This window comes from Ferruginibacter sp. (assembly GCF_049840995.1).
Taxonomy (GTDB): domain Bacteria; phylum Bacteroidota; class Bacteroidia; order Chitinophagales; family Chitinophagaceae; genus Ferruginibacter.
The window spans coordinates 303,522-328,623 of sequence record NZ_JASGIP010000004.1 but is presented as its reverse complement, the minus strand read 5'-3'; the positions used below and the strand labels follow the sequence as shown (position 1 = coordinate 328,623).

Genomic DNA, 25,102 nt, shown 5'->3' with positions numbered 1-25,102 from the left:
AGGTGTTGCGGATTTTTTTTGCAGTTCATACCCGTAAAAAAGCAATTGATACAGCAACAGGTTTTATAGCGCCCCCGGTACAGTTAGTTTTATTGTTCTAAAATTAATTGAACATGCGTTTATCATTTTTCCTCCTTTTACCCGCTGTATTAGTATGCAATTGCCTGCAGGCTCAGCAAAGCAACAGCGTGGATACCGCTTTTACCTCCTATTTCGACAGGTTGCCGGGTGTGTTAACCTCCGCCGAAGAAGCCTGGAAATTATATACACCCAAAAACAGTAAGCCCGCTACCAAACAATACGAAGCCGAAATAATGGTACAGCTGAATATACTGGCCGATCACTCCGATCGTAAAAGTTATATCCTGTCCTGGTATACAGACCGGCTTGAGAAAGAATCAAAGCAATACCGCCACACCGATGCAAAAGTGCAAAAAGACCCGGTATTGGAAAAAGCTGTAAAAGAAGCCATCACAGATTATTTTTCCATGCTGGACAATTATCTCCGCACGGTTAATTACAGCATCGATACCCTGTTTAAAAAATACACCGGCCGCACACTGGCCGAAAAAGAATTACAGCTTTATCAAAAAGAATTACCGCAACTGTACAGTAAAACAAAAGCCATATTCAGTAAAGTACACCAAATGATGCGATCCAAAGGATACAATACCGTACTGCAACAGGGCAATACACAGCATCCGTATTATATACAATTGCTGGAAGCCCGTGGCCAGTTACTGGACAAATTAAGGGAGCTGAACAAACAGGCAGATGCTGCTAATGCAACAGCAGCGCAATTAGTGGAATTCTGTAAAAAAGACCCGGAAACCTGTAAATGAAGATTATAAAATAACCCTACCTTCAATAAATATCTTTGGCCTGTTTTCTTTTAAGATAACAGGCTTTGTATTATTTTTAATTACCCAAATTAACAACCTCATTCCATGAAACTGTACATTAAAAATATGGCCTGCGATTGCTGCAGGGTATTGGTAAAAGAAGAAATAGAGAAACTCGGCCTGAGCCCTGTCAATATCGACCTGGGAGAAGCAGAGATCAAAGAACAGATATCACCTGCACAAAAAGAAGAACTGAATGATGCCATCAAAAAAGCCGGACTGGAAGTGATCGAAGATAAAAGAGGCATTCTGTTGGAAAAGATAAAAAAAGTGATGTACGATTACACCCACCACTACAGCGAAAAGCAACGCACCAACTTCTCCACCTATCTTTCCAAACAACTCCATTACGATTACAGCTACCTGGCCAATTTTTTTTCAGAAATGCAGGCTACCACTATTGAGCAATACCTCATCTCACTTAAAATAGATAAGGTAAAGGAGTTGCTGGTATTAAGCGATCTTACCCTTACCCAAATAGCCGATGAGCTGCAATACAGCAGCGTGGCACATCTTTCGGCCCAGTTTAAAAAAGTGACCGGCCTTACACCTACACATTTTAAACAGCTGAAAGAAAAAAGGCAACTGGTGAAAGTAGGGTGATATCGAAAATTATAGTACAGGCATAACAGTTATACGATGGTCACCCGATTCTATTTTTAAGCACTGTTGCGGCACGTATTCAAATACATTCTTCTTTACACTGAACATATCCGGCAGTTCATAATCCGGTATATTTAAAAAATAAATGGCGCCTACATTATCGCTGGTAATTACCTGCACTTCGCTTTCTGCTGTTTGACCGGTATTGAATTGTATTTTGGCGGTAAAAGCAATGATACCATTGGGACGGCGTAAATTAAAATCATTTACAAAATCGTTCAGTGCCTGTAAAGAAGGATTCATGCGTTGGGGGCGGAAGAACAAGGAGCAACAACATCGTTTTTAAAAAGAACAGGCAGTGAAGAAATCGTATCAGCACTACCTGTTCTGAACCTTGTATCCCGTTTACAAAAGAACAACACAGTAATAGTTGTGGCGTTACACAATTACTACAAAATTTTACATATTTCTTTCATTTATAGTAGCATGTATCACAGCAATAAAAAAGGAAGCAGTTGCTGCCTCCTTCTTCAACAGTACAGGTTATTATTCCTGCGTTGTTAATTAACGTCCCTGTATTTTTTTATCAGGTCATGGCTCTTCTTTAAAGAAGCTTTTTGTTCGGCGATCAGTTGCCGGGTCTCTGTATCCAGGTCCACTTCGGTAGCCAGTGCATCTTTGTAAGCTTTCTGTGCAGCATCTTCCCCATATTCGCAAGAGGCAAGTATTGCTTTACGGTCTTTACCGGTGAAGGTGGCTTTTATGTCCATCCATGCCTGGTACAATCTGCCCATGGCTGTATGGCCACTTTCACTCTGCCCGCCCAGTGCATTCACCCTTTCGGTCAATGCCACTACATAGGCACGGCTTTCATCGGCCATTCTGTTAAAAATTGTAACCAGGTCGGCATCGATAGCTTTGCTTTCTTCTGCTGCTTTTTTATAGCCTGTGATACGGTCGTTATTGATCTTGATAAGGTCATTTAAAACCTCTGTCAAAGCGGTGGTCATAGTTGTCATAATAATAAATTTTAATAACATCACTCATAAAACTATGCCAACAAAAATTTCGTATAACAGGGTGCTACAGCCATTATTATTTGTGCAATAAGTTCCCCATACACTGATACAATTTTGATATTGTTTAATAATATCGGGGTAAAAGCAGGTATTTAATTTCTGGCAAGCAATTTGAAAAAGAAATGCTGTAAATCAAACTCAAAGAATGATACCAGTACATAACGATCCAATACCGCTCGAGATAATGATACGGGAGTCGGCATTTGGAAATGAGAGAATGCAGTTATTATTGTACCGGCAATATGCGCCGGAAATGCTCACCCTTTGTTTACGCTATGCCAAAAGCAATTGCGAAGCTGAAGACATCATGCAGGAAGGTTTTATAAAAGTATTCGGTAACCTGGATAAATTCCGTGGCGACGGCTGTTTTGAAGGATGGATCAAAAGGATCATGTACCGTACGGCTGTAAGTTATTTCAGGGGCGCTTCTAAAAAAGCACATTATAACCTGTCAGAGCTCAACCAGTTCATGGAAGACCGGCAGGATACGGTGCTGGATAAACTGGGCGAAAAGGATATTGTAAAAACCCTCACCATGCTGCCATCCGGCTACCGCAATGTTTTTACCATGTATGTAATTGAAGGTTACAGCCACCGCGAAATTGCCGATATACTCGGTTGCAGCGAAGGCACCTGCAAATCGCAGCTCAACCGCTCCCGCTCGCAATTGCAGAAAATGCTGCAACAAAGTGCATAAACAGGTTACAAAATAATTGAAGGAAGGGATCATCATCTCTTCCTTTTTTGTTTGCCGCAGGTATTTAACGATTCCCCGAAAATATTTTTATCTTTAAGTCAATAAGCAATTGGTCCTTCAACTGTACAGGCTCTTATTCCTTATCGCCAAACTTTTTTTATGAGAAATAAAATATTCCTCTTCAGCACACTCTTTGTTTTACTCGCTGCTGCCGGCTTTCGTTATGCCATTAAAAAAAACGCACCGATACCACATATTTCCAAAGCAGCCGCTTATCAAAATAAACATGTATTGCAATGTTCGCCCGACTGGTCGCTGCTGAATGTAGATAGTCTTGCTGCAGGCATTGGCGTATTACCCGGCTGGGGCAATTACCAATGGACGATCAACAGTAAGAATGACAGTGCCCGTTTTTATTTTAACCAGGGCATCAACATGTACTATGCTTTTCATATCATCGAGTCGATGGCATCCTTTAAAAAAGCGCAGCAGTTTGATGATAAGAACGCTATGATATACTGGGCGCAGGCGCTTGCTTATGGCCCCAACATCAACGATTTTGAATATGCTGCCACACCCGATGCGTATGCAGCCGCACAAACAGCCGTATCACTCAAAGAGAACTGCAATGCAAAGGAAAAAGCATTGATAGACGCCATGGCAGTGCGTTACAGCACCGACAGTACCATCAGCCGCAGCATACTCAACCAGCGCTACAGTGATGGTATGAAAAAAGCGTATGGTTTGTTTAAACAGGATGCAGATGCAGGCGCTTTATATGCCGATGCGCTAATGCTACAACATCCCTGGGATTACTGGAAACATAACGGTAACGCAGAACCGTGGACGCCGGAGATCATCGCGGTACTGGAAGGCATATTAAAAACACATCCCGAACATCCCGGCGCCAATCATTATTACATACACACAGTTGAAGCCTCTAAAAATCCCGAGCGTGCATTGCCCAGCGCCGATAGGTTAGGTAAACTGATGCCGGCCGTGGCACACATGATACACATGCCTTCCCATATCTATATCCGCAGCGGTAATTATAAAGAAGGCATTAAAGTAAATGAAATGTCGGTGAGTGGATATAATACGTATTATGGTCTTTACCCGGCCGTACAGAATAACCTGCCCCTCTACCTGATACACAACCTGCACATGCAAAGCGCCTGCGCCATGATGCGGGCCAATTATGCTTACAGCAACAAGTCGGCATTGGAATGCAGGCAGAGTTTTGATACTAGTTTTCTATCATTGCCGCAACCACTGGGCAATTATATACAATACCTGTATATGACACCCCTGTTCAATGATGTGCGCTTTGGCAAATGGGATGCCGTGTTGAGCGAACTGGCTCCGCCCGCACAGCATATATATTCCACCGTATTATGGCACTGGGCAAGAGGGATGGCATTTGCAGGTAAAAATGAATTGATAAAAGCAACAGAAGAGCTGAACATAGTACAGGCAAAAATGAAAGAGCCCGACATGCTGGTAGTGATGCAACCCTTCAATGCGCCGGCCGATGCAGCTAAAGTGGCCGCCAATATACTGGCAGGTGTAATTGCAGAACAACGGAACAATCATGCCAAGGCCATCCAGTTTTTAACAGCAGCCGTAACCAGCGAAGATGCACTGATATACAACGAGCCCCGCGACTGGCTGTTACCTGCAAGGGTATACCTCGGCAATGCACTGCTGAAAGCAGGTGATGCAGCCAAAGCAGAAAAAATATTTAAAGAAGACCTGGCCGAGAACCCACACAACTTCCGGGCATTATATGGCCTGCAGCAGGCGCTGGACAAACAGCATAAGGATGCTGCCGCAGTAAAAAAGGAATTTGAAAAAGCCTTTGAAGGGGCAGATATTGAAGCAGCTTCGGCATTTTAAAATGTTGCTTTTTCATATTGCTGGTAAAGGTTTGATTTATTAAAACAATTGATAAAAGACCCGGGTATATACCCGGGCCGTGCTAATTAACAGATCCTGTTTTATTGGTTTTATTTTTGTTTGATCACTTTGATGGTCTCACTCTTCCAGTCATCACCATGTACTGAAACGTAGTACACACCTGCAGGTAAATTATTGGTATTAAGCGCCAGCCTGTTGCTGCCCGCTGTTACATTTACCGTGGTTTTAGACACCGTTCTGCCATACACATCCTGTATCATCAATATACCGGTACCTTTTGCAGTAATAGTGGTATATATTGCGCTGGCCTGGCTGGTAAATACGCTGGGCAATACCGACAGTTGATCCTGCGCATTACAGGTTGTTTTTACCATTTCAATGTTGCTGTATTTTGTAGTGCCGTTCTTTTCGTATATTCTTAAGCGGTAGTAGGATTGTTTGCTCACCTGGGCAAGCTTCAGTTTATAATCACCGTGCTGTGGCATTACTTTAGTGGCAGTGGTAAAATTAACACCGTCGTTGCTTTGCTGTACTTCGGTATAAGCCAGGTCATCTTCATTGCCGAAACTCCATTTCAACTCTGCATCACAATTTTGTGGCGCCGCCGTAAAGTTGATGATGCTGGTGGCCAGTAAAGAACAGTTAGTGAAAGTATATTGCTCTCCCCTGCCAAGGCCGTTACCACCTGCTACATAACCGAAAATCGTACCGAACGTATTACCGATATTAAAAATGCCGGTGCTGAAGTCGAGTAATTTACCGGTGGCACCTACAATGGCTTTTACACTTTTATTTACGCCGGCCACATGTCCGCCGCCTGCTACACTAAAGCCGATAAGGCTGGCTGCATTCAAACCAAAAGTATAATCGATCTCGTTTTCCAGTGTCCAGTGTGGCGTGGTGGTATAGGTATTACCTGCATTGCCCAAAAACACATAAGTGGCGCCGCCCAATGCATTGGCACCGATCAGGCCCACTGCAGAAGATAAAGGTTCGCCCACAATGATATCAGCAAAGCCATCGCAATTCACATCCAGCATATTATCAATAGATGCACCAAACATGGCATTCACATCCAGGTTCTGCAAACTTAAAATGGATAATAAACTCGCTGAACGGGGTGATGAGAAAGACTGGTTAGGTGTTTCTGTACCTGCAGGGCTCAGCTTGGCCTGGAATAAATTTACACTGCCCGTCTTTAATCGTAATCCACCCACTACATTGCTTAGTACATTACCAACAGGAGCGCCTACCAGTATACTACCGGTACGGTTACCATTCGCATCTTTTACACCTTTTACACAATAGCCAAACAAATTGGCCACCGAACCCAGCAAAGGTCCTGAAGTGGTCAACTGTGTACCAATAGCACTATTTACACCGGCACCATTACCATTGTATACATAAGCAGTACCACCCAAAAAGCCGGGACCTCCCAGGTTAAGTCCGCCCGGTGCACCCACTACAACATCCGGTTTGGAATCTTTATTATAATCACCGGCGCCATCCACACTGAACCCGAATAACAAACCATTGATATTGGTCAAGCCCGGAAAGCCCAGTAAAGTAGGCGTAGCCAGTTGTGTAGGCGTGTTGGAAACAATATTGCCCGATTTATATACAAACGCGGCACCGCTCACCACATCCAGCAGCTGCACACCTGCATAACCCGGTGCACCCACTACCACTTCTCCCAAACCATCACCATCCATATCATCAGCGGCCGCCACAGAAAAACCAAAAAGTGCATTGATATTTACATTCGATAACAGTACTCCAATTACACCATTACTGAAAAATGCGGAGCCATTTAAATATACCGATGCCAGCGGGCTTGCAGGTCCTGAAGTAAGCGCCAGGCCATCAAACACATACACTTTACCTGCAGTAACAGTAGCTGTGGAAGGCACACCGGAAACTGAGGTGGAGTAAGTATCACCCGGTGCACCTACAATAATATCATTCTTGATAAGACCGGTTACGGTGTTGCCTGTAACATTACCACCGGCAATGCTGAAGCCGAACAATGCATTGGTAACGGGCGTGGTTGCACGCAGTACCCTGCTGGGAGAAGATGGCAGGCCCGCAGCAGAACCAAAATAAACAAATACTGCACCGGCGCCAACAACGGTTGTTGGGCCGGCTACAATATCTATCGCCCCGGGTGCGCCAATTGCCACATCATCAAAACCATCTCCGTTTACATCTCCCAATCCGGCAACCGAATAACCGTACATGGCGTCTACCTGTAGCTGGAGATTGGTCAGAATACCGGGTAATAATCCGGAAGCAGAAGTTTCCCATTCAGAAAGATGTGTCAGGGGATCCACCGTTACAGGATATACAGCAGCGGCATCATCCACCACTATCTGCAGCCTGTTATCTGCTGAAAGCTCCATCGAAGAATTCAATGGCGTGTTACGGGCATCCCACACTTTAAGATCATCATATTTTAAAACAGTTTTCCCGGTTACTGCATCTTTCAGCTCCAGTGTATTATTTTTTGTTACAGCTGGTACCAGGTCACCATCTACTTTTAATATTACTTTTAAGGCGCCGCTTTTATCTTCACTCTTGTTAATGATAAAATTCTGCCTCATCCCCTGCTCATCATTCAGGTATTCCACGCTGAAATCATCATAATGAAATAATAAATGATCGTTACCGGCGAAGCCGCTGGTAGCTTTTGGCGCTGCAGTTTCGGTACCGGCTGCGTTGATAGCTGTTAATGTTAACTTCGACTGCCATCCTTTATCTGCTGCTTTAGCCTGTAAAGGGCTGGCGGTGCAGTGTAAACCATCCGTTACAAAACTTAATTTCTGCCGGCGGTTCACCGTTGCATAGCAATTATCCATTTTTTTAAAATGATACTCTGCAGCAGCAAGGTATTGCTGTGCACTCGCCTGCCAGTTTTCGGTTGCGGCAGCGGGAAGAGTTTTGGTTGTTCTTGCTTTTTGAGCCGTAGCACTGTTAAATACCACTGTAGATAGCAATGCAATGAGTAGACATCTGTTCATGAGGTTCGGTTTGAGGTAAAAAATAGTTCGGTTTACAAAAGAGACAGTGGATAAAAAAGCAAGTGCAAAATATTTTCACTAACGCAAAAGCATGTCCCCTAAAAACAAATAATACTGCCCTAAAGCTGCAAAAAGGTTCAACAACTACAAGAGAAGTAGAAAAAAAACTACCCACTATATTTGGTTGGATACAATTAGCCTACATAAAAAGTAGAAAAACTTTGACCAGTTAAAGCTTGTTCAAATAAATATTTTTTATCTTCTTTGTAGCATAATCTATTATAATCCTAAGTGAAAGCTTTCGACCACGTTTATTCTACCGACCCCCGGACCAATTACCTGCAGGAGCTTGCGGGTAAGTTGCAGGTGCCCGTTATCAATAATGGCATACAACTACCGGCTGCCATAGGCAATGGCTTTGTAAAAGAGCTGATCATAGAAGAAGGCTTTTTTGTACGGTACTATTATTTTACTTTAAATCACGATCTTAAATTCCGCTGGGTAACAGATTCCGACAGGAATGAAGCCATGTTCAAACTATTGCTCGACATGGAACTGACCAACAGTGGAGATGATGCCGAGTTTATTGACCAGGTAAGCATGGACCGGTCGGCTATTTTATATACCACCGATTTTGACCGCACCGTATTAATAAAAAAAGGACAGCAGGTAAGCAGGCTGGTACTGATGTTCTCCAAAAACTGGCTGGAAGAGAATTACAGCGAAGCCAGCGAAAAAATAATCACTACCGTTAATTTACTGGTGCAACAGAACAAGCCCACGTTTATTGCAGAGAATATGGATGAAGGCCAGTATCTTTTTGCCAAAGAGCTGGTAACCGAAATGAAACAGGATCATTTTCCTTTGATACATGTAAAGACCAAATCGCTTATTCTTATCAATAGTTTTTTGAACCGGGTGGTATGCCGCAGCAGCAATGATGTCAACTTCACCCATTGCCTGCATCACAACGAAATAAAAAAAGTAGAAGACCGCATTAAAGAATACCTGGATAAACCATTACCCAACCTGCAGGTGCTGGCGGCTGAATTTAATATGAGCCCGGCCACATTGCAAAGGCATTTTAAAATGGTGTACGGCAAAAGCATTTATCATTATTACCTGGAAAAGAAACTGGAGCTGGGTAAGACTATGATCGCAGCCAAAAGCAAATCCATTTCGGAGATCGCCTATACATTGGGCTATAACAGAATCAACAGTTTTTCAAAAGCCTTTAAAAAACAATATGGCGTACTGCCCAGTGATATGAGCATTTACCGGGCAAGCCTGTAAACCTTACAAAAAGCCCCGCAATTGTTGCGGGGCTTTTATTTATCCATTACTTTAAATACTTTTCATTTTCTTTATCCGTACTGAACGAATAAGGGACTGCTGCATTATCGTTGCCCCTGCCGGTGGCCGGTTTATTGCCCATGGTAATATTAAAGCTGCCGCCTTTTAAAATATCAAAATGACTCAACCAGTTTTTAGTGTATACGGAACCGTTAAGTTGTGCGCTTTGTATATATTTATTATCATCACTGTTGGCCGGTGCATTGATGATGAATTTTTTACCATTCTCTAAACTGAGTGTGATCTTTTTAAACAAAGGCGCTCCTAATACATACTGGTCTGTTGCCGGGCATACCGGATAAAAACCCAATGCGCTGAAAACATACCAGGCCGATGTTTGCCCGTTATCTTCATCGCCGCAATAACCATCCGGTGTGGCCCTGTACAGGCGGTTCATCGCTTCCCGCACCCAATACTGCGCCTTCCAGGGTTCGCCTGCATAATTGTACAGGTATATCATGTGTTGTATAGGCTGGTTGCCATGTGCATACTGGCCCATGTTGGCGATCTGCATTTCACGTATCTCGTGTATCACACCGCCATAATAACTATCATCAAAAACAGGCGGCAGGCTGAAAACACTGTCCAGCATCTGCACAAAGGTTTTTTTACCACCCATCAGGTCGATCAAACCCTGTATATCATGAAACACACTCCAGCTGTAATGCCAGCTATTGCCTTCGGTAAAAGCATCGCCCCATTTAAAAGGATTGAAAGGTGATTGAAAAGTACCATCCGCATTCTTGCCCCGCATTAATTTGGTTTGCGGATCAAAAAGATTTTTATAATTCTGCGAATGCTTTGCAAATAATTTTATTTCTTCCACAGGCCGGTTCAGCTTTTTCGCCAGCTGAAAAATGCTGAAATCATCATACGCATATTCCAGTGTGCGGGCGGCATTTTCATCTATCTTCACATCATAAGGTACATAACCCAGGCTTTTATAATAACTCACCCCTTTGCGGCCTACAGCGCTAACCGGTCCTTCGTTATTGGCGCCATGCAATAATGCTTCGTACAAAGTATTGATATCATATCCCCGCAATCCTTTCATATAAGCATCCGACACTACAGAGGCTGAATTATTCCCGATCATGATATCGGCATAACCCGGGCTGCTCCATTCCGGTAACCAGCCCCCTTCTTTATAATCATTGATCAGGCCTTCCTGCATTTCTTTATTTACAGAAGGATATACGAGGTTTAAAAAAGGATACAATGCACGGAACGTATCCCAAAAACCGGTACCGCCAAATAAATATCCGGGCATTATTTTTCCGTTATAAGGACTGTAATGCACGATGGCTCCAGACGCGTCTTTTTCGTATAGTTTATTGGGAAAGAACAATGTTCTGTAGAGACAGGAATAGAAAGTACGCAGCTGATCGATGGTGCCGCCTTCAGGTTGGATCCTGCCCAATGTCTGGTTCCATATTTTTTTTGCTTTTGCCTTCACGGTCTCAAAATCATCATTACCGATCTCTTTCAGGTTCAGTTCTGCCTGTTCGATGCTGATAAAGGAAGAGGCTACCCTTACGCCTACACGCTCTCCTTTTTCTGTCTTAAATCCAACAATGGCACCGGTATGATCGGCCTGCAGCTCCAGTGTATCTTTTGAAAGCTGGTTGCCCCGCCACGCATGTGCAACAGTAAAAGGTTTATCAAAATACAACACAAAGTAATTTTTAAAAGTGGGCATCTTACCACGACTGTACTTGCTGCTGTAGCCAATGATCTTTCTTTCTGCAGGAATGATCTTGATATAAGATCCCCTGTTAAAAGCATCCACCACTACATAAGCGCTATCGGTTTTTGGAAATGTAAAACGAAAGCTGGCAGCCCTTTCTGTAGGAGCGATCTCCGCAGTAACATCATGATCGGCCAGGTACACACTGTAATAATAAGGCGTGGCTGTTTCTGCTTTATGCGTGAACCAGCTGGCTCGGTCATCCTGGTTAAAGCGCAGGGTGCCGGTCACCGGCATTATTGCAAATTGCCCGTAATCATTCATCCAGGGCGAAGGCTGATGCGTTTGTTTAAAGCCGCGGATCTTATCAGCTGCATATTGGTATTGCCATCCGTCACCCATTTTGCCTGTTTGCGGTGTCCACATATTCATGCCCCAGGGTACTGCAATAGCGGGGTAAGTATTACCATTGCTCAGGTCTGGTTTGGAGTCGGAGCCCATTAAAGGATTGATATAATCCACCGGGCTGGTTTGTGCATTACTGTAATAACTGGTGATGATGGTTATCAGAACAAGGATCAATTTTTTCATGGCGGAAAGTTAAAACATAAATGTGTTATAAATCGTTCTGTAAGAACATATCTTGATAGTATACTATTTATAAAACAAATGCTATAGCTGGTGGCTTGAAATTCTTTTCTCGTTTTTCAGTTTCCTTAATATCGAAGATTACTTTCTTTTTTGCTTCTCCAAAAAAGAAACAAAAAAAGAGCCCGGCAAAGGATTACATCCCCTTTGCCGGAGGGTTCCCTGATTGAGCTTTTGTGCTACTGTAAACTCAAGTTCAGTTCCCTGATCGTTAATGCGTAGTTACCAAAAAACGGGAAGGTCTCATTCTTTCAAAGTCAATAGCATAAAACGTCATAAAAGCACTAACTTACCAGTATGATTGGTTGGATATGGAAACTATACTGGAAGTTTTCCGGCTGGAAGGTGGTGGGGGAATTTCCTTACCAGTATAAAAAAATGGTATTGATCGTAGCGCCGCATACCAGCAGCAGCGACGTGATAATTGGTTTTGCAGCAAGGCATCATTTAAAGATCCATCATGCAAAATTTTTAGGCAAGAAAGAATTATTTGATGGTCCCTTTGGTTTTATTTTCCGCTGGCTGGGCGGCACACCTGTGGATCGTTTCAGCAAACAGGGCATGGTAGAGCAGGTAGTAGCGTATTTTGCCAACAACGAAAACTTTTTGCTGGCCATGGCCCCCGAAGGCACCCGCAAAAGAGTAGACAAATTACGCACCGGTTTTTATCATATCGCCCAGCAGGCAGGCGTTCCCATTCTGCCCGTTGGTCTTGATTTTAAAAATAAACAACTGGTACTTGGCGAGCCCTTATTCACCACCAACGACGAAGCAGCTGATATGAAAAAAGTGATCGCATTTTTTGCGGAGATAAGAGGTAAGCACCCGGAATATGATCTGGGGCATTTGAAGGAATAATAAAAATAATTATATGGCTCTTTAAAAGAAAAGCTATTAATAATTATCGTTTACACTTCGACGTTATATTTATGACAAAATAGCTTGAATCAATTCTTTAAACTTCAGAGAAAATACAAAATTCATTATACTTATATAGTTAGTCCTAAAAACACATTGTTCTACATTCGATATTCCACATTCGCCATCCGCCGCCATACAATACACAATTAAACAAACCCTCGTTCTTCCAAACAAAAAACGTCCCGGTTGCCCGGAACGTTTTAATCATTAAGCTATTTCTTTTAAAACTGTATTAACCTCTTCTGCCATGTCCACCGCCGTTGCCATTATTGCCGCCGCCGTTGCCTCCACCCCACTGGCGCTGTCCACCACCATTACCATTGCCTGATCCCTGCCAGCTTCTTCCGCCACCATTATCATTTCTTTGCTGCATCTGGCGGGGTTGCGGTTGTTGCCTTGGTTCCATTGCAGGTTGTGGCTGACGCTGTGGCCGTTCTACCTGCGGCTGTTGCTGCCTGGGGAAATTGTTCGGCTGATTATTAGCATCATCCCTCCTGCGGGGGAAATTATTATCGCCACCACCCCAACGTGGATTGTTGTTTACATTGGGTTGTTGAGGAGTAGTAGCACCACCATTGTTACCATCGTCCCTCCTGCGGGGATTGTTGTTATTGTTCCAACGTGGATTGCCATTATTAGGAGTGTTGCTGGCATTGGGTTGTTGCGGTGTGTTCACACCACCATTGTTGTTATTGCCATCATCTCTCCTCGGGAAATTCCTGTTACCGCCGGGACCATTCTGCATACCACCCGATTGATTATCCCTTCTGCCACCATTGTTGTTGGCTTCATCTCTTCTGCCGGGATTATTGTTATCCCTGTTATTATTGCCACGGCCATTATTACGGTTATAGTCTACCCATCTGCCCTGCCTGTCCCTGTCATCGATCCTTCTTTCGGTGATACGGTTATTGGTAAAGCGTTCCACATCTGATCTTTCCGGTCCACGCATAAACCTTCCGCGATCGTTATTACCTCCATAATAATTATTGATCACTACGGCATTCCTGAAACCACGGTTCCTGTCGGGAGCAATATAATAGCGGTTGATATCGCGGTCGCAGATATTCCTTCTCGGTATAAAGGTCCAGCGGTCGTAAGGGATCGATCCGAAAGACACATTGATGTTAACGCCATAACCCAGCGGCGCCCATCCATAATAATCATCGTACGAGCTCCAGCTTACCCATGCAGATGCCCAGTCGTAACCCGGTATCCACATCCATCCATAGCCGGGATCATATTCCCAGCGGCCATAGTGAAAGGGCGCCCAGCCCCAATCGAAATCAGATACCCAGGCCCAACCGTAATTGGTATATTCCCAGTGTCCATCAGTATAATAAGGGCGGAAGCCGGGATCATTGTAGACCCACACTTCACCAAAACGGGGATTGGTCATCCAGCGGCCATAAGGGCTCAGTTCCTGCTGGAATAAAGAAAAGTTTACAGCAACCGATTGCGCCTTTGTTTCAGCAAGCGGTGACAGGCCGATCACCGCAACGAACAAAAGCACAAATTTTAGAGTTTTCATGTTAAATGTTTTTAGTCCAAATGAAATAATACAAATCCTGTGCTATAGACGGCCAATGATTGCTAAAGTTTGTTAACAAAAAACGAATGTTAGCGCATTTTTTTGCGGCACTGCGGGGGCAGATTAAAAACAGGTTAAAACGCTGAAACACAAAAGAGTCAAACCGCGGAAACTAAGGGTTGTTAGCCTGCGAAATAAAGTAGATATTCGCCAGGATGTACAGCAGCAAAAGCACCTGTGCGGCCACCATATCAAAGCGTTTGGCCTGCTTTACCTTATCGGCTTTTATCAGTCTTAAAGTGTAAGCCGTGCAGGAGATCACCGAAAAAATGAAGAAGAGTGTAAGCCCGTGCAATGTATCCACTAATGTAAAAGAAGTGGATTCGGGCAGGGCAGAATCGATGATATATTTATTACCGATCACCGCAAATAAAGAACCTACGCTTAGTCCAAACCTGGAATCGATACCATCGGCATGAATATAAAAACAAACATAGGCAATCAGGAATGCAACGTACATACCCAAAAACATTTTCCAGAACAAACCGCCTGCATCCCTTACAATGCCGATCTTAACACGGTAAGCGCTGTATTCGCTGCGGGGTTTTGAAAAACTGTCGTCGCCAAAAGCGGTCTCATATACTTTGGTGCCTACATTCACATTAAAGCTATCGATCTTCCAGCCGCTTAAAGTAAAACGCGGATCATAATTTTTGCCCAGTGTATCAGGTTTAAATATTAATGAGCGGGAATCGAATTGCGAGTTCTCAAAAGAAAGCCGCAGGTTCTGCCGGTCAAAAGGAAAGTTGCCGATCTTCCAGGAATCTTTCATCACGCATTGCAGTTTCATCAGCACGTATACTTTATCGCCGCTGCTGTCGATGGTGGAAAATGATTTGGAGAATGATTTGGCCTGCGGTATCTCCAGGTTCTGTAAAAAATCAAAGTCTTTATTCTTGTACTTGAACCATACCCAACAGTTCACCGTGTATTCTTTTTGTTTAAAATCGATATCATGAATGCTGTTCACATAAATTCCTGTACTTACCGTATCCGGTACTGAACCTTCTGCTGCAGCTTTAAAACAGGCCGCAAAAGAAAACAGTATACCAAGCACCGTTAACAGGAATATTCTTTTCATGCTTTATTTTTAAAGTAAGTTAGCGCATTGATAAAAAATAAAAAATTGTTTTTTAAAAGCCTGCTATCAATAACATCTGCATAACATGGCTGTACTGCAGCAATCCTTTTTACCACTTATATATTGTGTTTTGTAATTTGACAGCGTAATGCTTAACTTAGAAAATTATATTTACCCCAAACCTGTTTTTATGAGAATACTATTATGTGCATTGCTGGCAATTACGGCCGGCTTACAGTTAAAGGCACAGGATAATCCTTTATGGTTAAGGTATCCTTCTATTTCGCCCGACGGGCAAACGATCCTGTTCTGTTATAAAGGCGATATTTATACCGTGCCGGCATCAGGCGGTAATGCCATCCCGCTCACCATCAGCGAAACCTACGAGTTTGCGCCGGTATGGAGCCACGATGGTAAGAGCATTGCATTTGCATCCGACCGTTATGGCAATTTTGATGTGTTTGTAATGCCCTCTACCGGTGGCGATGCTAAACGCCTGAGCTTTCATTCCTCCAGGGAAGTACCCAGTTGTTTTTCGGCTGATGATAAAGCAGTGTATTTTTCTGCTTACCGGCAGGATCCTGCAAGTAACACCCAATTCCCCATTGGCATGATGAGCGAACTGTACAGCGTGCCTGTAACAGGCGGCCGTGTAATGCAGGTGCTCGCTACGCCTGCGCTCGATGCCACGGTGAACAGCAGCGGTGATAAACTCATTTTTCATGATATTAAAGGATACGAAAGCGACTGGCGCAAACACCATACTTCTGCTGTAACAAGAGATATATGGGTGTACGATTTTAAAACAAAAAAATACACACAGCTTTCCAGTTTTGCAGGCGAAGACCGCAACCCGGTATTTGATGCCAACAACAATGACTTTTATTATTTAAGTGAACAAAGCGGCAGCTTCAATGTATATAAAAGCAGCCTGGGCGATCCTTCCAAAAGCACCGCACTCACACATTTCAGCAAGCACCCGGTACGTTTTTTAACCAGTTCCCGTGGCAATACACTTTGCTTTAGTTTTAACGGTGAAGTGTACACGCAGAAAGCTGGCGCCGAACCTGTAAAACTGAATGTACGTATTGCTGCTGATGGCCGCAACGCAATCGATAAAGTGGTGCCGGTGAACGGAGGCTTTACAGAAGCCAAACTATCACCCAACGGTAAGGAGTTCGCCTTTGTTTTCAGAGGAGAAGTTTTTGTAAGCAGTATTGATGGCAGCACCACCAAGCGCATTACCAATACGCCCTGGCAGGAAAGAAGCGTGAGCTTCAGCCCCGATGGCCGCTCGTTGTTATACGCTGCAGAAAAAGATAATAACTGGAACGTATACACGTCCACCATTTCCCGTAAGGAAGAGCCTTATTTTTATACTGCTACCGTTTTTAAAGAAGAGCCTGTGGTAGCCACTTCTGCAGAAGAATACCAGCCCTCCTACTCGCCCGATGGCAAGGAAGTGGCTTACCTGGAAAACCGTGCCACGCTGAAAGTGATGAACCTGGCCACCAAACAATCCCGTTTGGTACTGGCTGGTGATAATAATTATTCTTACGCAGATGGAGACCAGTATTATCAATGGTCGCCAGACAGTAAATGGTTCCTGGTACAGTATGGACCCAAGGAACGCATCTTTGGACCCGAAGTTGGGCTGATCGCTGCAGATGGTAAAGGCGCACTGCAGAATCTTACCAAAAACGGGTACGATGATTTTGGACCCAAATGGACCATGGATGGCAAGATGATGATATGGGGTACTGACAGGGATGGTGCACGTGATCAGGGCGGTAACCTGCTGAGTGGCGATGTGTATGCCATGTATTTTTCGAAAGACCTGTACGACCGCAGCAAACTGAGCAAGGAAGAATTTGCATTGCTGAAAGAACAGGAAGAGAAAAAAGATAAGGAGAAGAAAGACGCTGATGATAAAACCAAGGATGCAAAACATAAGAAACCAGATGCAAAAGCAGATAGTAAAACTGCAGCTAAAGATTCTGTAAAAAAACTGATCACGATCGATTGGGATGATCTTACAGAAAGAAAAACAAGGCTCACCTTACATACATCGCCTGCAGCCGACTGGATACTTTCCAAAGACGGCGAAAAATTATTTTACCTTACCAGTTTTGATAAGGGCAATGATATCTGGGTAACAGAATTGCGTACCAAAGAAACCAAACCTTTCTTCCGCCTGGGCGCCAACAGCGCCAGCATGGAACTTTCTGCCGATGGTAAATTCATTTTTTTACTGGCAGATGGTAAGGTGATGAAGATTGATGCAGAGAGTGCCAAGCCCGATGCGGCCAATGTAAATACTGAAATGGTGTTGAAACAGGCAGAAGAAAAAAGTTACATCTTCGATTACAGCTGGCGCCAGTTAAAAGAAAAATTCTACGTGGAAGACCTGCAGGGTGTTGACTGGGATTTTTATTATACGGCGTACAAAAGATTTTTGCCCTACATCAACAACAACTACGATTTTGCAGAAATGCTGAGCGAAATGCTGGGAGAAATGAACGCATCGCATACCGGTTGTTATTACAGGGCGGGCATGCCTAACTCCGACCAAACAGCAACACTGGGATTGTTTTACGATTACAGCTATACCGGCAATGGTGTTAAGATAGCAGAAGTGATAGAAGGTGGTCCTGTTGATAAAGCAGCATCGGCCATTAAAGCAGGCAATATCATTGAAGCTATTGATGGCAGGGCTATCAACGATTCTATTGATTTTTACCAGTTGCTGAACAGGAAGGCAGGAAAGATCACTTTATTATCGGTATATGATCCTGCAGCTAATAAAAGATGGGAAGAAACAGTGAAACCGATCTATGGTGGGGAGGAAAATGAATTGCTGTACAAGCGCTGGGTGAAGAACCGCCGTGAAGAAACAGAAAAATTATCCGGTGGAAAGATCGGTTATATCCATGTGCGTGCCATGGATGATGCCAGTATGAGAACCGTATTTGCAGAAGCGCTGGGATTGAATATCGGCAAAGATGCCATCATCATCGATACCCGTTTTAACGGCGGCGGTAATATCCACGAACAGTTGTCAGATTTCCTGAGCGGTAAAAAATATTTTGATGTGATACCGCATGGACAATACGTGGGCAGCGAACCATTTGATAAATGGGTAAAACCTTCTATCGTTTTAATGGGCGAAAGCAATTATTCGGATGCACACCTTTTTCCCGTGGCATATAAATTAAAAGGCGTGGGTAAACTACTGGGAATGCCGGTGCCCGGTACCGGTACTTTTGTATGGTGGGAAACACAGATCGATCCGAGCCTGGTATATGGTATACCGATGGGCGGATGGCGTTCTCCAGATGGTAAGTTCTGCGAGAACAACCAGACTGAACCTGATATCAGGGTACGCAACGAACCGGATATCATGTCCAACGGCCGCGACCAGCAGATAGAAGCAGCTGTAAAAGAATTGATGAATAAAAAATAAGAACACGAAAAAAATATCCCCGCTACCGGTAACGCTTAAGCGAAACAGGGCGGGGATATTTATATTTAAGAAAACCCCCGTTTACTCAAATAATAATTTTTCGTTCACTACATTACCGTCAAAGGAAATATTGAGGATATACAAGGTCTTTACGTCAAAATAATCAGGCACTTTAAAACTGATGATGCGGTTGCCCCTTGGGTTCAGCTGGTTGTAATACAATTTCTCTCCCCGGGCGCCGTAAATAGTGATCTCCACATTGTCATTTACTTTATTCAGGAATTCCACATGAATGGTGTGATTGGTAACAGGATTAGGATAGATCCTTACCAGCTGTGTGATACTGTTTTTAAGTTTCACAATTTTTGAATACACCGGCATGCCCTGCTTGGTAACACCGGTAATGCGGTAAAACACTTCGGGGGCGCTGATGCGGCTGTCTTTATACACATACTTCTGCTGGTTGGCAGTACTTGTATTCTTCACCGTGTTCACCTGTTGAAAATCCACACCGTTAACAGATCTTTCAATAAAGAAATGATCGTAGCGTTCATTCTCAAAAACCTCGTAATCCAATCTCGCCATATCATCTTCCCATACTGCATTCAGCTCAATACCATCAATGGGCAATACCACTTCATTGAACAAGGTTATCATGGAATAGTTACCATTTAGTACCGTTTGCGATTCAGCACTGGTCATGCACAACCATTTCTGCATAACGGTGCTGTATAGCTGCCGGAAATCATATTGCAGCGGTACCTGCGTGCTGCTGGTGGGATTGGTGGGTAATACAGGCGAAGTACCTGTAACGCCTCCCTGTATGGCTGCGCCGAAGAATATCACCGGTGCGCCGGATCCATGATCGGTACCCACACTGGTATTGGAAATTACACGGCGGCCAAATTCACTAAAGGTCATACCGATCACTTTGTGTGCACGGTTCATTAAAGTAATATCATCCTGGAAAGCGCTGATGGCCACTGATAATTTTGACAGCACATTTGCATGATATCCTGTTGATGGATCGCCGGCCACTACCTGGTCCACATGCGTATCAAAAGAATCAGGATGGTTAACAATATATACCGGTGTGGTAAGGCCGCCACCAATAAGCCTTGCCACAATTTTAAGCTGATCTGATAAGGTATTGCCGGAGCTTGCGTACATTGTAGACAGTGTGGTTTGTGCTGCGTAAGCTGTAGATATCCTGTTAGCATAAGCATTACTCTGGTCTTTCATCATGCGGATAAAAGTAAGTTCGGTGCCATAATCGCTCACCGGTGCAGATGCCGGAGTTGCTGTTGCAACATTGATCAATGCTGCGGGATTGGGTGCATTGTACCCCATGTTGATATTGGGTCCCTGCAATGATAAAGGCAAAGCGCCACCGATCTGTATCGCCAATGGATCTGGATTGCCGCCATTGGGATAACCGGTGGGGAAGCCGGGATAAGTTGTATCCAGCTGGCGCCCCAGCCAGCCTGTATCGGGCGAAGGCAATGTACTGGTGGCAGTGAACCATATATCCTGCGCCTGGAAATGGCTGTAATTAGGATTGGGATAAGATACGCCTTGTACCAGGTTCACTTTTCCCTGGTTAAAAAGGTCACGCAGTCCTGTCATTGCAGGATGGAGAGCAGTGGTAGTAGTGCCGGTAAGTGGCAGTGGCGATGATGCACCATTGCCGGTTGGTATCAGCAGGTTGGGCCTTGCATTGCCCAACTCGGTATAACGGTCCAGCGGTATCACCATATTCAACCCATCATTGCCACCGTTCATCTGTATCACCACCAGTATCCTGTTGCAGTTCATGTTGGAAGTGGTGAGTGCCTGCAAAAAAGGGTGCAGGGCGCCGTCACCTGCAAAAACAGGAATGCCTTTTATCATCATCGGAACAGTAAAGAGCGCTGTGTTTCCTAAAAATTTTCTGCGGTCCATAATAATTATTTTAAAGGCTTACATTAATTGAAATTCGGCCAGTTGAATAAAAGTGGTTAACAACGAATTCAGCCTGTTCTTTACAATATTGGTATTGGCTGTGGTGGGCGAAGCAACATAGTTATTCCAGGCCGTGGTCCAGTAACTATTGGTTACCTGCCCTGCCAGTAGTGTCTGCACCTTGGTATCGTTCTTATACGTTGCAGGCAGATCAATAGGAAACAGGTAAGGTGTAATGGCATTAATGAGCAGGTCAGGATCCTGTATAGTGGCCGAAGGAAACTGCTGCACAAATGCGATGGGGTCGAACTTAATGCTAAGCGTAGACGTAGTAAAGCCATTTACAAATGCTGTTAATAAACTGGAGCGGCGTTGTATGGAATTGGAGTTGATCCAGTTTTGATAAAAGGCTGGTCCCTGGTAATAGGCTTTCCAGCCGGAAACGTTGGGAACCAGTCCCAGCGCCTGTTCCAGGTAGGTGTTACCGTAGTTCTGAAAATAATTCCACACACCATACTGGTTGGCTATCTGCGATGTACCTGCAGCAGGCGTGGTATTAATGTTCAGGGTACGCAATGTACCTGCCATAAAATCAACCGGGCATTTTATCATGACGCCTTTGTTGGCCGCATCATAAAAATGTTCGCTTTTAAACAAAGTACTTACCACGGGCAGCATGTCCCAGTTATTATTAATTAAGATGGTGGAAAGCGGCACGATCACATTGGCTTCCACGTTGGCATCAATATCGTAATAAACAAAATAACGGTACAGCCTGCGGCAAACATATTTTGCAATGGTGGTTTGCTGGTAATTGAACATCATGTCAAAGAACAGGTCGAACTCGTTGGCGCCATTGGTACCTGTTTGATTGGTGATAGTAGTGGTACCAAAGTTGGAAGAAAAAACTTTGTTAGTTTGATTATGATAACTGGAATTAAAACCTGGTGCAAAAGGATAGGCCGCTACAAAACTCGGTGTTCTCCATCCCGAAAAAACTTTTGATGCAGCAATGATATCCGGCTCTGTATAATTCTGCGTAGGCACTTTTCCCATGGTGAATAATTCCATCAGTTCCCGTGCAAAATTTTCGTTGGGTGCCGAAGCAGTGCTGTATTGATTACTCAGGTACACCAGCATGGCCGGTGTTTTGGCAATGGCTTTTATCAGCGTTTTAAAATTACCCAGTGCATTGGTCCGTAATAAGCTCATATAATCACTGCACATGGTGGCAGAATTATTCTGCTGGTTGCGAAGGTCATCAAAATTCACCGGTATAAAATGATACCAGAAATGCGCCATCTTTTCGCGGATGCTTGTGGTGTCGTTCAGGAACACACCCCAGGTCCAGCTGGTAAGGCTTAATTGCCGGTAATAATTATTGGTGCCATCATTACTGTTTACATAAGTAAGATTATTGGAGGTCCAGCTGGCGCCCAATGCAATACCGCCGCTGTCGGCCAATGTAGCCTGGTAATAATTTACAGGAGTTGGTGTGGGTAAAGACGGGGCGCTGAAGTTCAGCAGGCTGTCTACCGCTGCCGAAGTGGTCATGCCCACCAATGCTTCCAGGTCGGCTTTCTTTACACCAAAACTGGTTCTGCGTAACAAATGTGCTGCCTCCCAAATCGTCCATGCGCCACCGTAAGGTGTAAGGCCGCTGGTAACATTGCCTACACGACTGGTAAGCTGGTTGTCAATGTCCGGAACTTCCATCCGCTCCGAATACATGCGGTTGCCCAGTTCTTTCCGTGCGTACTTATCAAATAATGGATCTGGCCCTCCCGGTGGTTCTTCGGTTACAGTTTCCGTTTCAGTAACCTCTTTTCTGAAGCCGCCAAGCTTCTTAAAAAAATCTTTTCTTTTAAATTTTTCGTGTCCCATAAGTAACAGTAGTTTAAAGCATAACAATAACATCACCTGTTCCGGTAAAGAAACAGCATGCAGGTAATTTCCGGCACGGGGTGTAAACGGGTAAAATGTTTTTAGAAAAAAAACCAGTATGCAGAGGGACGGTCTTAAACAGCGAAAAAATCCAGCGAAAACAAAAGGCGGTTAGTAAGTCACGATGAAGATAATATTATTTATAAATATTTTTTAAAAATATTTCAGGAATGTTAATAAAAAATCACGTAGTATTTTATACTGCAGCAGTACTACAAAAATGGTTGTATAGCTTTTGTAAAAAAACGGGGTGATCATATTGCCAATGCAATAATAAATTTGCTGCCTTTGCCTTCTTCACTCTCAATTGACAGAACTGCGTTTATTTTTTGCAGTAATTCTTTTACCAAAAAAAGCCCCAGCCCACTACCCTTTTCGCCCTGTGTACCGGCAGTGCTTTCCACATCACTGTTCAGCAATTCGGCTACTTTACTTTGACTCATGCCTACGCCTTCATCTTTTACCGTAATGTAAGTATGTTCCTTATCGCTGAAACTGCTTACCGTGATATTGCTGTCGGCATTACTGTATTTAACCGCATTGGTAATGATATTGCGCAAGGCTATTTCTATAATGTTATGATCGGCCGTGGCAGTGGCGGCGCTGATATCTTTATTGATATGGATATTTTTTTGCGTGGCCTGCGCTTTTGCTGCACCAATGGCATCATCAATACAATCTTCCACATTGATATGTGTAATGGCAGGGCGGGTATTCTTTATCTGCATATTGGCCCATACCAACAGATTGTCCAGCATATTACTGGTTTGGCTGATGGCCTGCAATGTTTGTTTTTTATAGGCTTCTTTTTTTTCTGGAGGCAACGAAGTATTATCGGCCAACGAAAGATAACCATTCAGTGTTACCAATGGATTACGGAGGTCGTGACTGATGACAGAAAATAAGCGGTCCTTTACCTGGTTGAGCGTTTGCAGTTCATCTTTTTGTTTATTGATCTGCACATTTTTTTCCTGCAGTAAAATATTATTCTGGCGGATGCGCCTGTAAAAGAATGCCAATGCCCCCAACAGCAATGCAGCACCAATGGCAATCACCAAAAAAATATTGCGCTGCGCTTTTTGCCGGGATGTTTCTGTTTCCTGTTTTACCAGGCTGATATTTTTTTTCTCCAGCTGGTAATCGGTTTCCAGTTGTGTAAGCTGGTTCTTATTATCATTGGTAAAAATGCTGTCTTTCAACTGGTGGTATTTTTTCAGGTACAGCACTTCGTTCTTATAATCTTTCATATCGGCATACATATCTGCCATGTTGCGGTAATTCTCCATCTCTACCGAAAGCAATGTTTGCCTTTTGGAATAATCAATACTTTTATTGAATGCTTCAATGGCTTGCGGATAATTGCCCGCTTGTGCCTGCGTGGCAGCGATATTATTATAAGCGATCGCCAGGTTATCAAAAGATTCATCAGGGTTGGAAGTGAATTTTTTCAGTACTGTATCAAAATACTGCAATGCAAGCGTGGTTTCTTTTTTATGTTTATAACTCAGTCCCATATTGCTGAGCGTGCTGGTCACCATGCCATCATCTTTTATCAGCTTGGCCACATCCAAAGCTTTTTGCAGGTATACCAATGCAGAATCGTATTGTCCTAACTGGTCGTTGATCATGCCCCGCTCTGCATACAGCGAACTCAATTGTACACTGTCTTTTGTCTGCTTTACAATTGATTCTGCCCTGTCGTAATATTCTCTTGTTTTTGGAAAATCTTTATTCTGGAAAAACACATTGCCCATCGACATATAAGCATTGGTAAGCCGGTGCCGGTCGTTGATCTGTTCGTACAGTTTAGCGCTTTGCTGGTAAAACTCCAGTGATTTATCAAAGTTTGCCTTTAGTAAATAGCAAAAACCCAGGTCATAATAATTATTTGCAAGACGCAATGTAAAGCCCAGTTTTTTATTCAGTTCTGATGCCCGTTCAAAATATTCTATGGCTTTGGTAGGATTGTTATCAATATAATAGCTGCCGATACGGCTGAGTATGCGCTGTATATTGCTATCTTGTTTTTCGGTATCCAGTACTTTTAAAAGACTGTCCACTTCTTTATTGGCCTGGCCAAAACAGTTACAGGCCATCAATAAGGCTAATGCCAGCAAGCAGTTCTTCATTATATTAAGGTTTAACTTCTTTCTTCTTTAAAAACATTCCAGTTGCAATCTGCATTATAATTCCTGCAGCTTTCTGCTTTCTTTTTTGCTTCTCCAAAAAAGAAACAAAAAAATCCAGCCCAAGGCGGG

16 protein-coding genes are annotated in these 25,102 nt (G+C 43.6%); 7 read left to right on the top strand and 9 right to left on the bottom strand.

Going from position 1 to position 25,102, the window contains the following annotated elements; genetic code table 11:
- Positions 1-113 precede the first annotated feature (113 nt).
- Positions 114-842, top strand: coding sequence for a hypothetical protein (locus QM738_RS12165; protein WP_462276993.1), 729 nt, complete (start codon positions 114-116; stop codon positions 840-842).
- A gap of 105 nt (positions 843-947) precedes the next feature.
- On the top strand, positions 948-1,505 hold the full coding sequence (locus QM738_RS12160) for an AraC family transcriptional regulator (protein WP_462276992.1): 558 nt from the start codon (positions 948-950) through the stop codon (positions 1,503-1,505).
- Between the two features lie 9 nt (positions 1,506-1,514).
- On the opposite strand, the gene QM738_RS12155 is transcribed toward QM738_RS12160, so the two are convergent.
- Complete coding sequence (locus QM738_RS12155) at positions 1,515-1,829, bottom strand: hypothetical protein (RefSeq protein WP_462276991.1); 315 nt, start codon at positions 1,827-1,829, stop codon at positions 1,515-1,517.
- Positions 1,830-2,065: 236 nt separating this feature from the next.
- Positions 2,066-2,524: a ferritin-like domain-containing protein gene (locus QM738_RS12150; protein ID WP_462276990.1), complete on the bottom strand. Its 459-nt coding sequence runs from the start codon at positions 2,522-2,524 to the stop codon at positions 2,066-2,068.
- Positions 2,525-2,729: 205 nt separating this feature from the next.
- Here QM738_RS12150 and QM738_RS12145 point away from each other — a divergent pair, with 205 nt between their 5' ends.
- Together QM738_RS12145 and QM738_RS12140 are read left to right on the top strand one after the other, a co-directional pair.
- The gene (locus tag QM738_RS12145) at positions 2,730-3,281 is read left to right on the top strand and encodes an RNA polymerase sigma factor (protein ID WP_462276989.1); all 552 of its coding nucleotides are present in this window, start codon (positions 2,730-2,732) and stop codon (positions 3,279-3,281) included.
- A 159-nt stretch (positions 3,282-3,440) separates the two neighbouring features.
- On the top strand, positions 3,441-5,177 hold the full coding sequence (locus QM738_RS12140) for a tetratricopeptide repeat protein (RefSeq protein ID WP_462276988.1): 1,737 nt from the start codon (positions 3,441-3,443) through the stop codon (positions 5,175-5,177).
- 110 nt (positions 5,178-5,287) lie between these two features.
- Here QM738_RS12140 and QM738_RS12135 read toward each other — a convergent pair whose 3' ends face one another.
- Positions 5,288-8,215, bottom strand: coding sequence for a hypothetical protein (locus QM738_RS12135; RefSeq protein ID WP_462276987.1), 2,928 nt, complete (start codon positions 8,213-8,215; stop codon positions 5,288-5,290).
- Between the two features lie 291 nt (positions 8,216-8,506).
- Between QM738_RS12135 and QM738_RS12130 the strand changes: the two genes are divergently transcribed.
- Entirely contained in the window at positions 8,507-9,508 is a 1,002-nt protein-coding gene (locus QM738_RS12130) for a helix-turn-helix domain-containing protein (protein WP_462276986.1), read from the top strand.
- 46 nt (positions 9,509-9,554) lie between these two features.
- Here the strand turns inward: QM738_RS12130 and QM738_RS12125 are convergent, their stop codons facing one another.
- The gene (locus QM738_RS12125; protein ID WP_462276985.1) at positions 9,555-11,846 is read right to left on the bottom strand and encodes a GH92 family glycosyl hydrolase; all 2,292 of its coding nucleotides are present in this window, start codon (positions 11,844-11,846) and stop codon (positions 9,555-9,557) included.
- A gap of 354 nt (positions 11,847-12,200) precedes the next feature.
- On the opposite strand from QM738_RS12125, the gene QM738_RS12120 reads away from it, so the two are divergent.
- On the top strand, positions 12,201-12,761 hold the full coding sequence (locus tag QM738_RS12120) for a 1-acyl-sn-glycerol-3-phosphate acyltransferase (RefSeq protein ID WP_462276984.1): 561 nt from the start codon (positions 12,201-12,203) through the stop codon (positions 12,759-12,761).
- Between the two features lie 295 nt (positions 12,762-13,056).
- Here QM738_RS12120 and QM738_RS12115 read toward each other — a convergent pair whose 3' ends face one another.
- Together QM738_RS12115 and QM738_RS12110 are read right to left on the bottom strand one after the other, a co-directional pair.
- Positions 13,057-14,355, bottom strand: a complete 1,299-nt coding sequence (locus tag QM738_RS12115; RefSeq protein WP_462276983.1) for a DUF6600 domain-containing protein — start codon at positions 14,353-14,355, stop codon at positions 13,057-13,059.
- A gap of 172 nt (positions 14,356-14,527) precedes the next feature.
- A complete protein-coding gene (locus QM738_RS12110; protein WP_462276982.1) occupies positions 14,528-15,496 on the bottom strand; it encodes a ligand-gated ion channel in 969 nt (322 codons plus the stop codon).
- A gap of 190 nt (positions 15,497-15,686) precedes the next feature.
- Here QM738_RS12110 and QM738_RS12105 point away from each other — a divergent pair, with 190 nt between their 5' ends.
- Positions 15,687-18,959, top strand: a complete 3,273-nt coding sequence (locus tag QM738_RS12105; RefSeq protein ID WP_462276981.1) for a S41 family peptidase — start codon at positions 15,687-15,689, stop codon at positions 18,957-18,959.
- An 81-nt stretch (positions 18,960-19,040) separates the two neighbouring features.
- Here QM738_RS12105 and QM738_RS12100 read toward each other — a convergent pair whose 3' ends face one another.
- From QM738_RS12100 to QM738_RS12090, 3 genes are all read right to left on the bottom strand, one after another.
- Positions 19,041-20,900: a DUF1501 domain-containing protein gene (locus QM738_RS12100; protein ID WP_462276980.1), complete on the bottom strand. Its 1,860-nt coding sequence runs from the start codon at positions 20,898-20,900 to the stop codon at positions 19,041-19,043.
- A gap of 18 nt (positions 20,901-20,918) precedes the next feature.
- On the bottom strand, positions 20,919-22,784 hold the full coding sequence (locus QM738_RS12095; RefSeq protein ID WP_462276979.1) for a DUF1800 domain-containing protein: 1,866 nt from the start codon (positions 22,782-22,784) through the stop codon (positions 20,919-20,921).
- Between the two features lie 314 nt (positions 22,785-23,098).
- A complete protein-coding gene (locus tag QM738_RS12090; RefSeq protein ID WP_462276978.1) occupies positions 23,099-24,973 on the bottom strand; it encodes a tetratricopeptide repeat-containing sensor histidine kinase in 1,875 nt (624 codons plus the stop codon).
- Between the last annotated feature and the right edge of the window lie 129 nt (positions 24,974-25,102).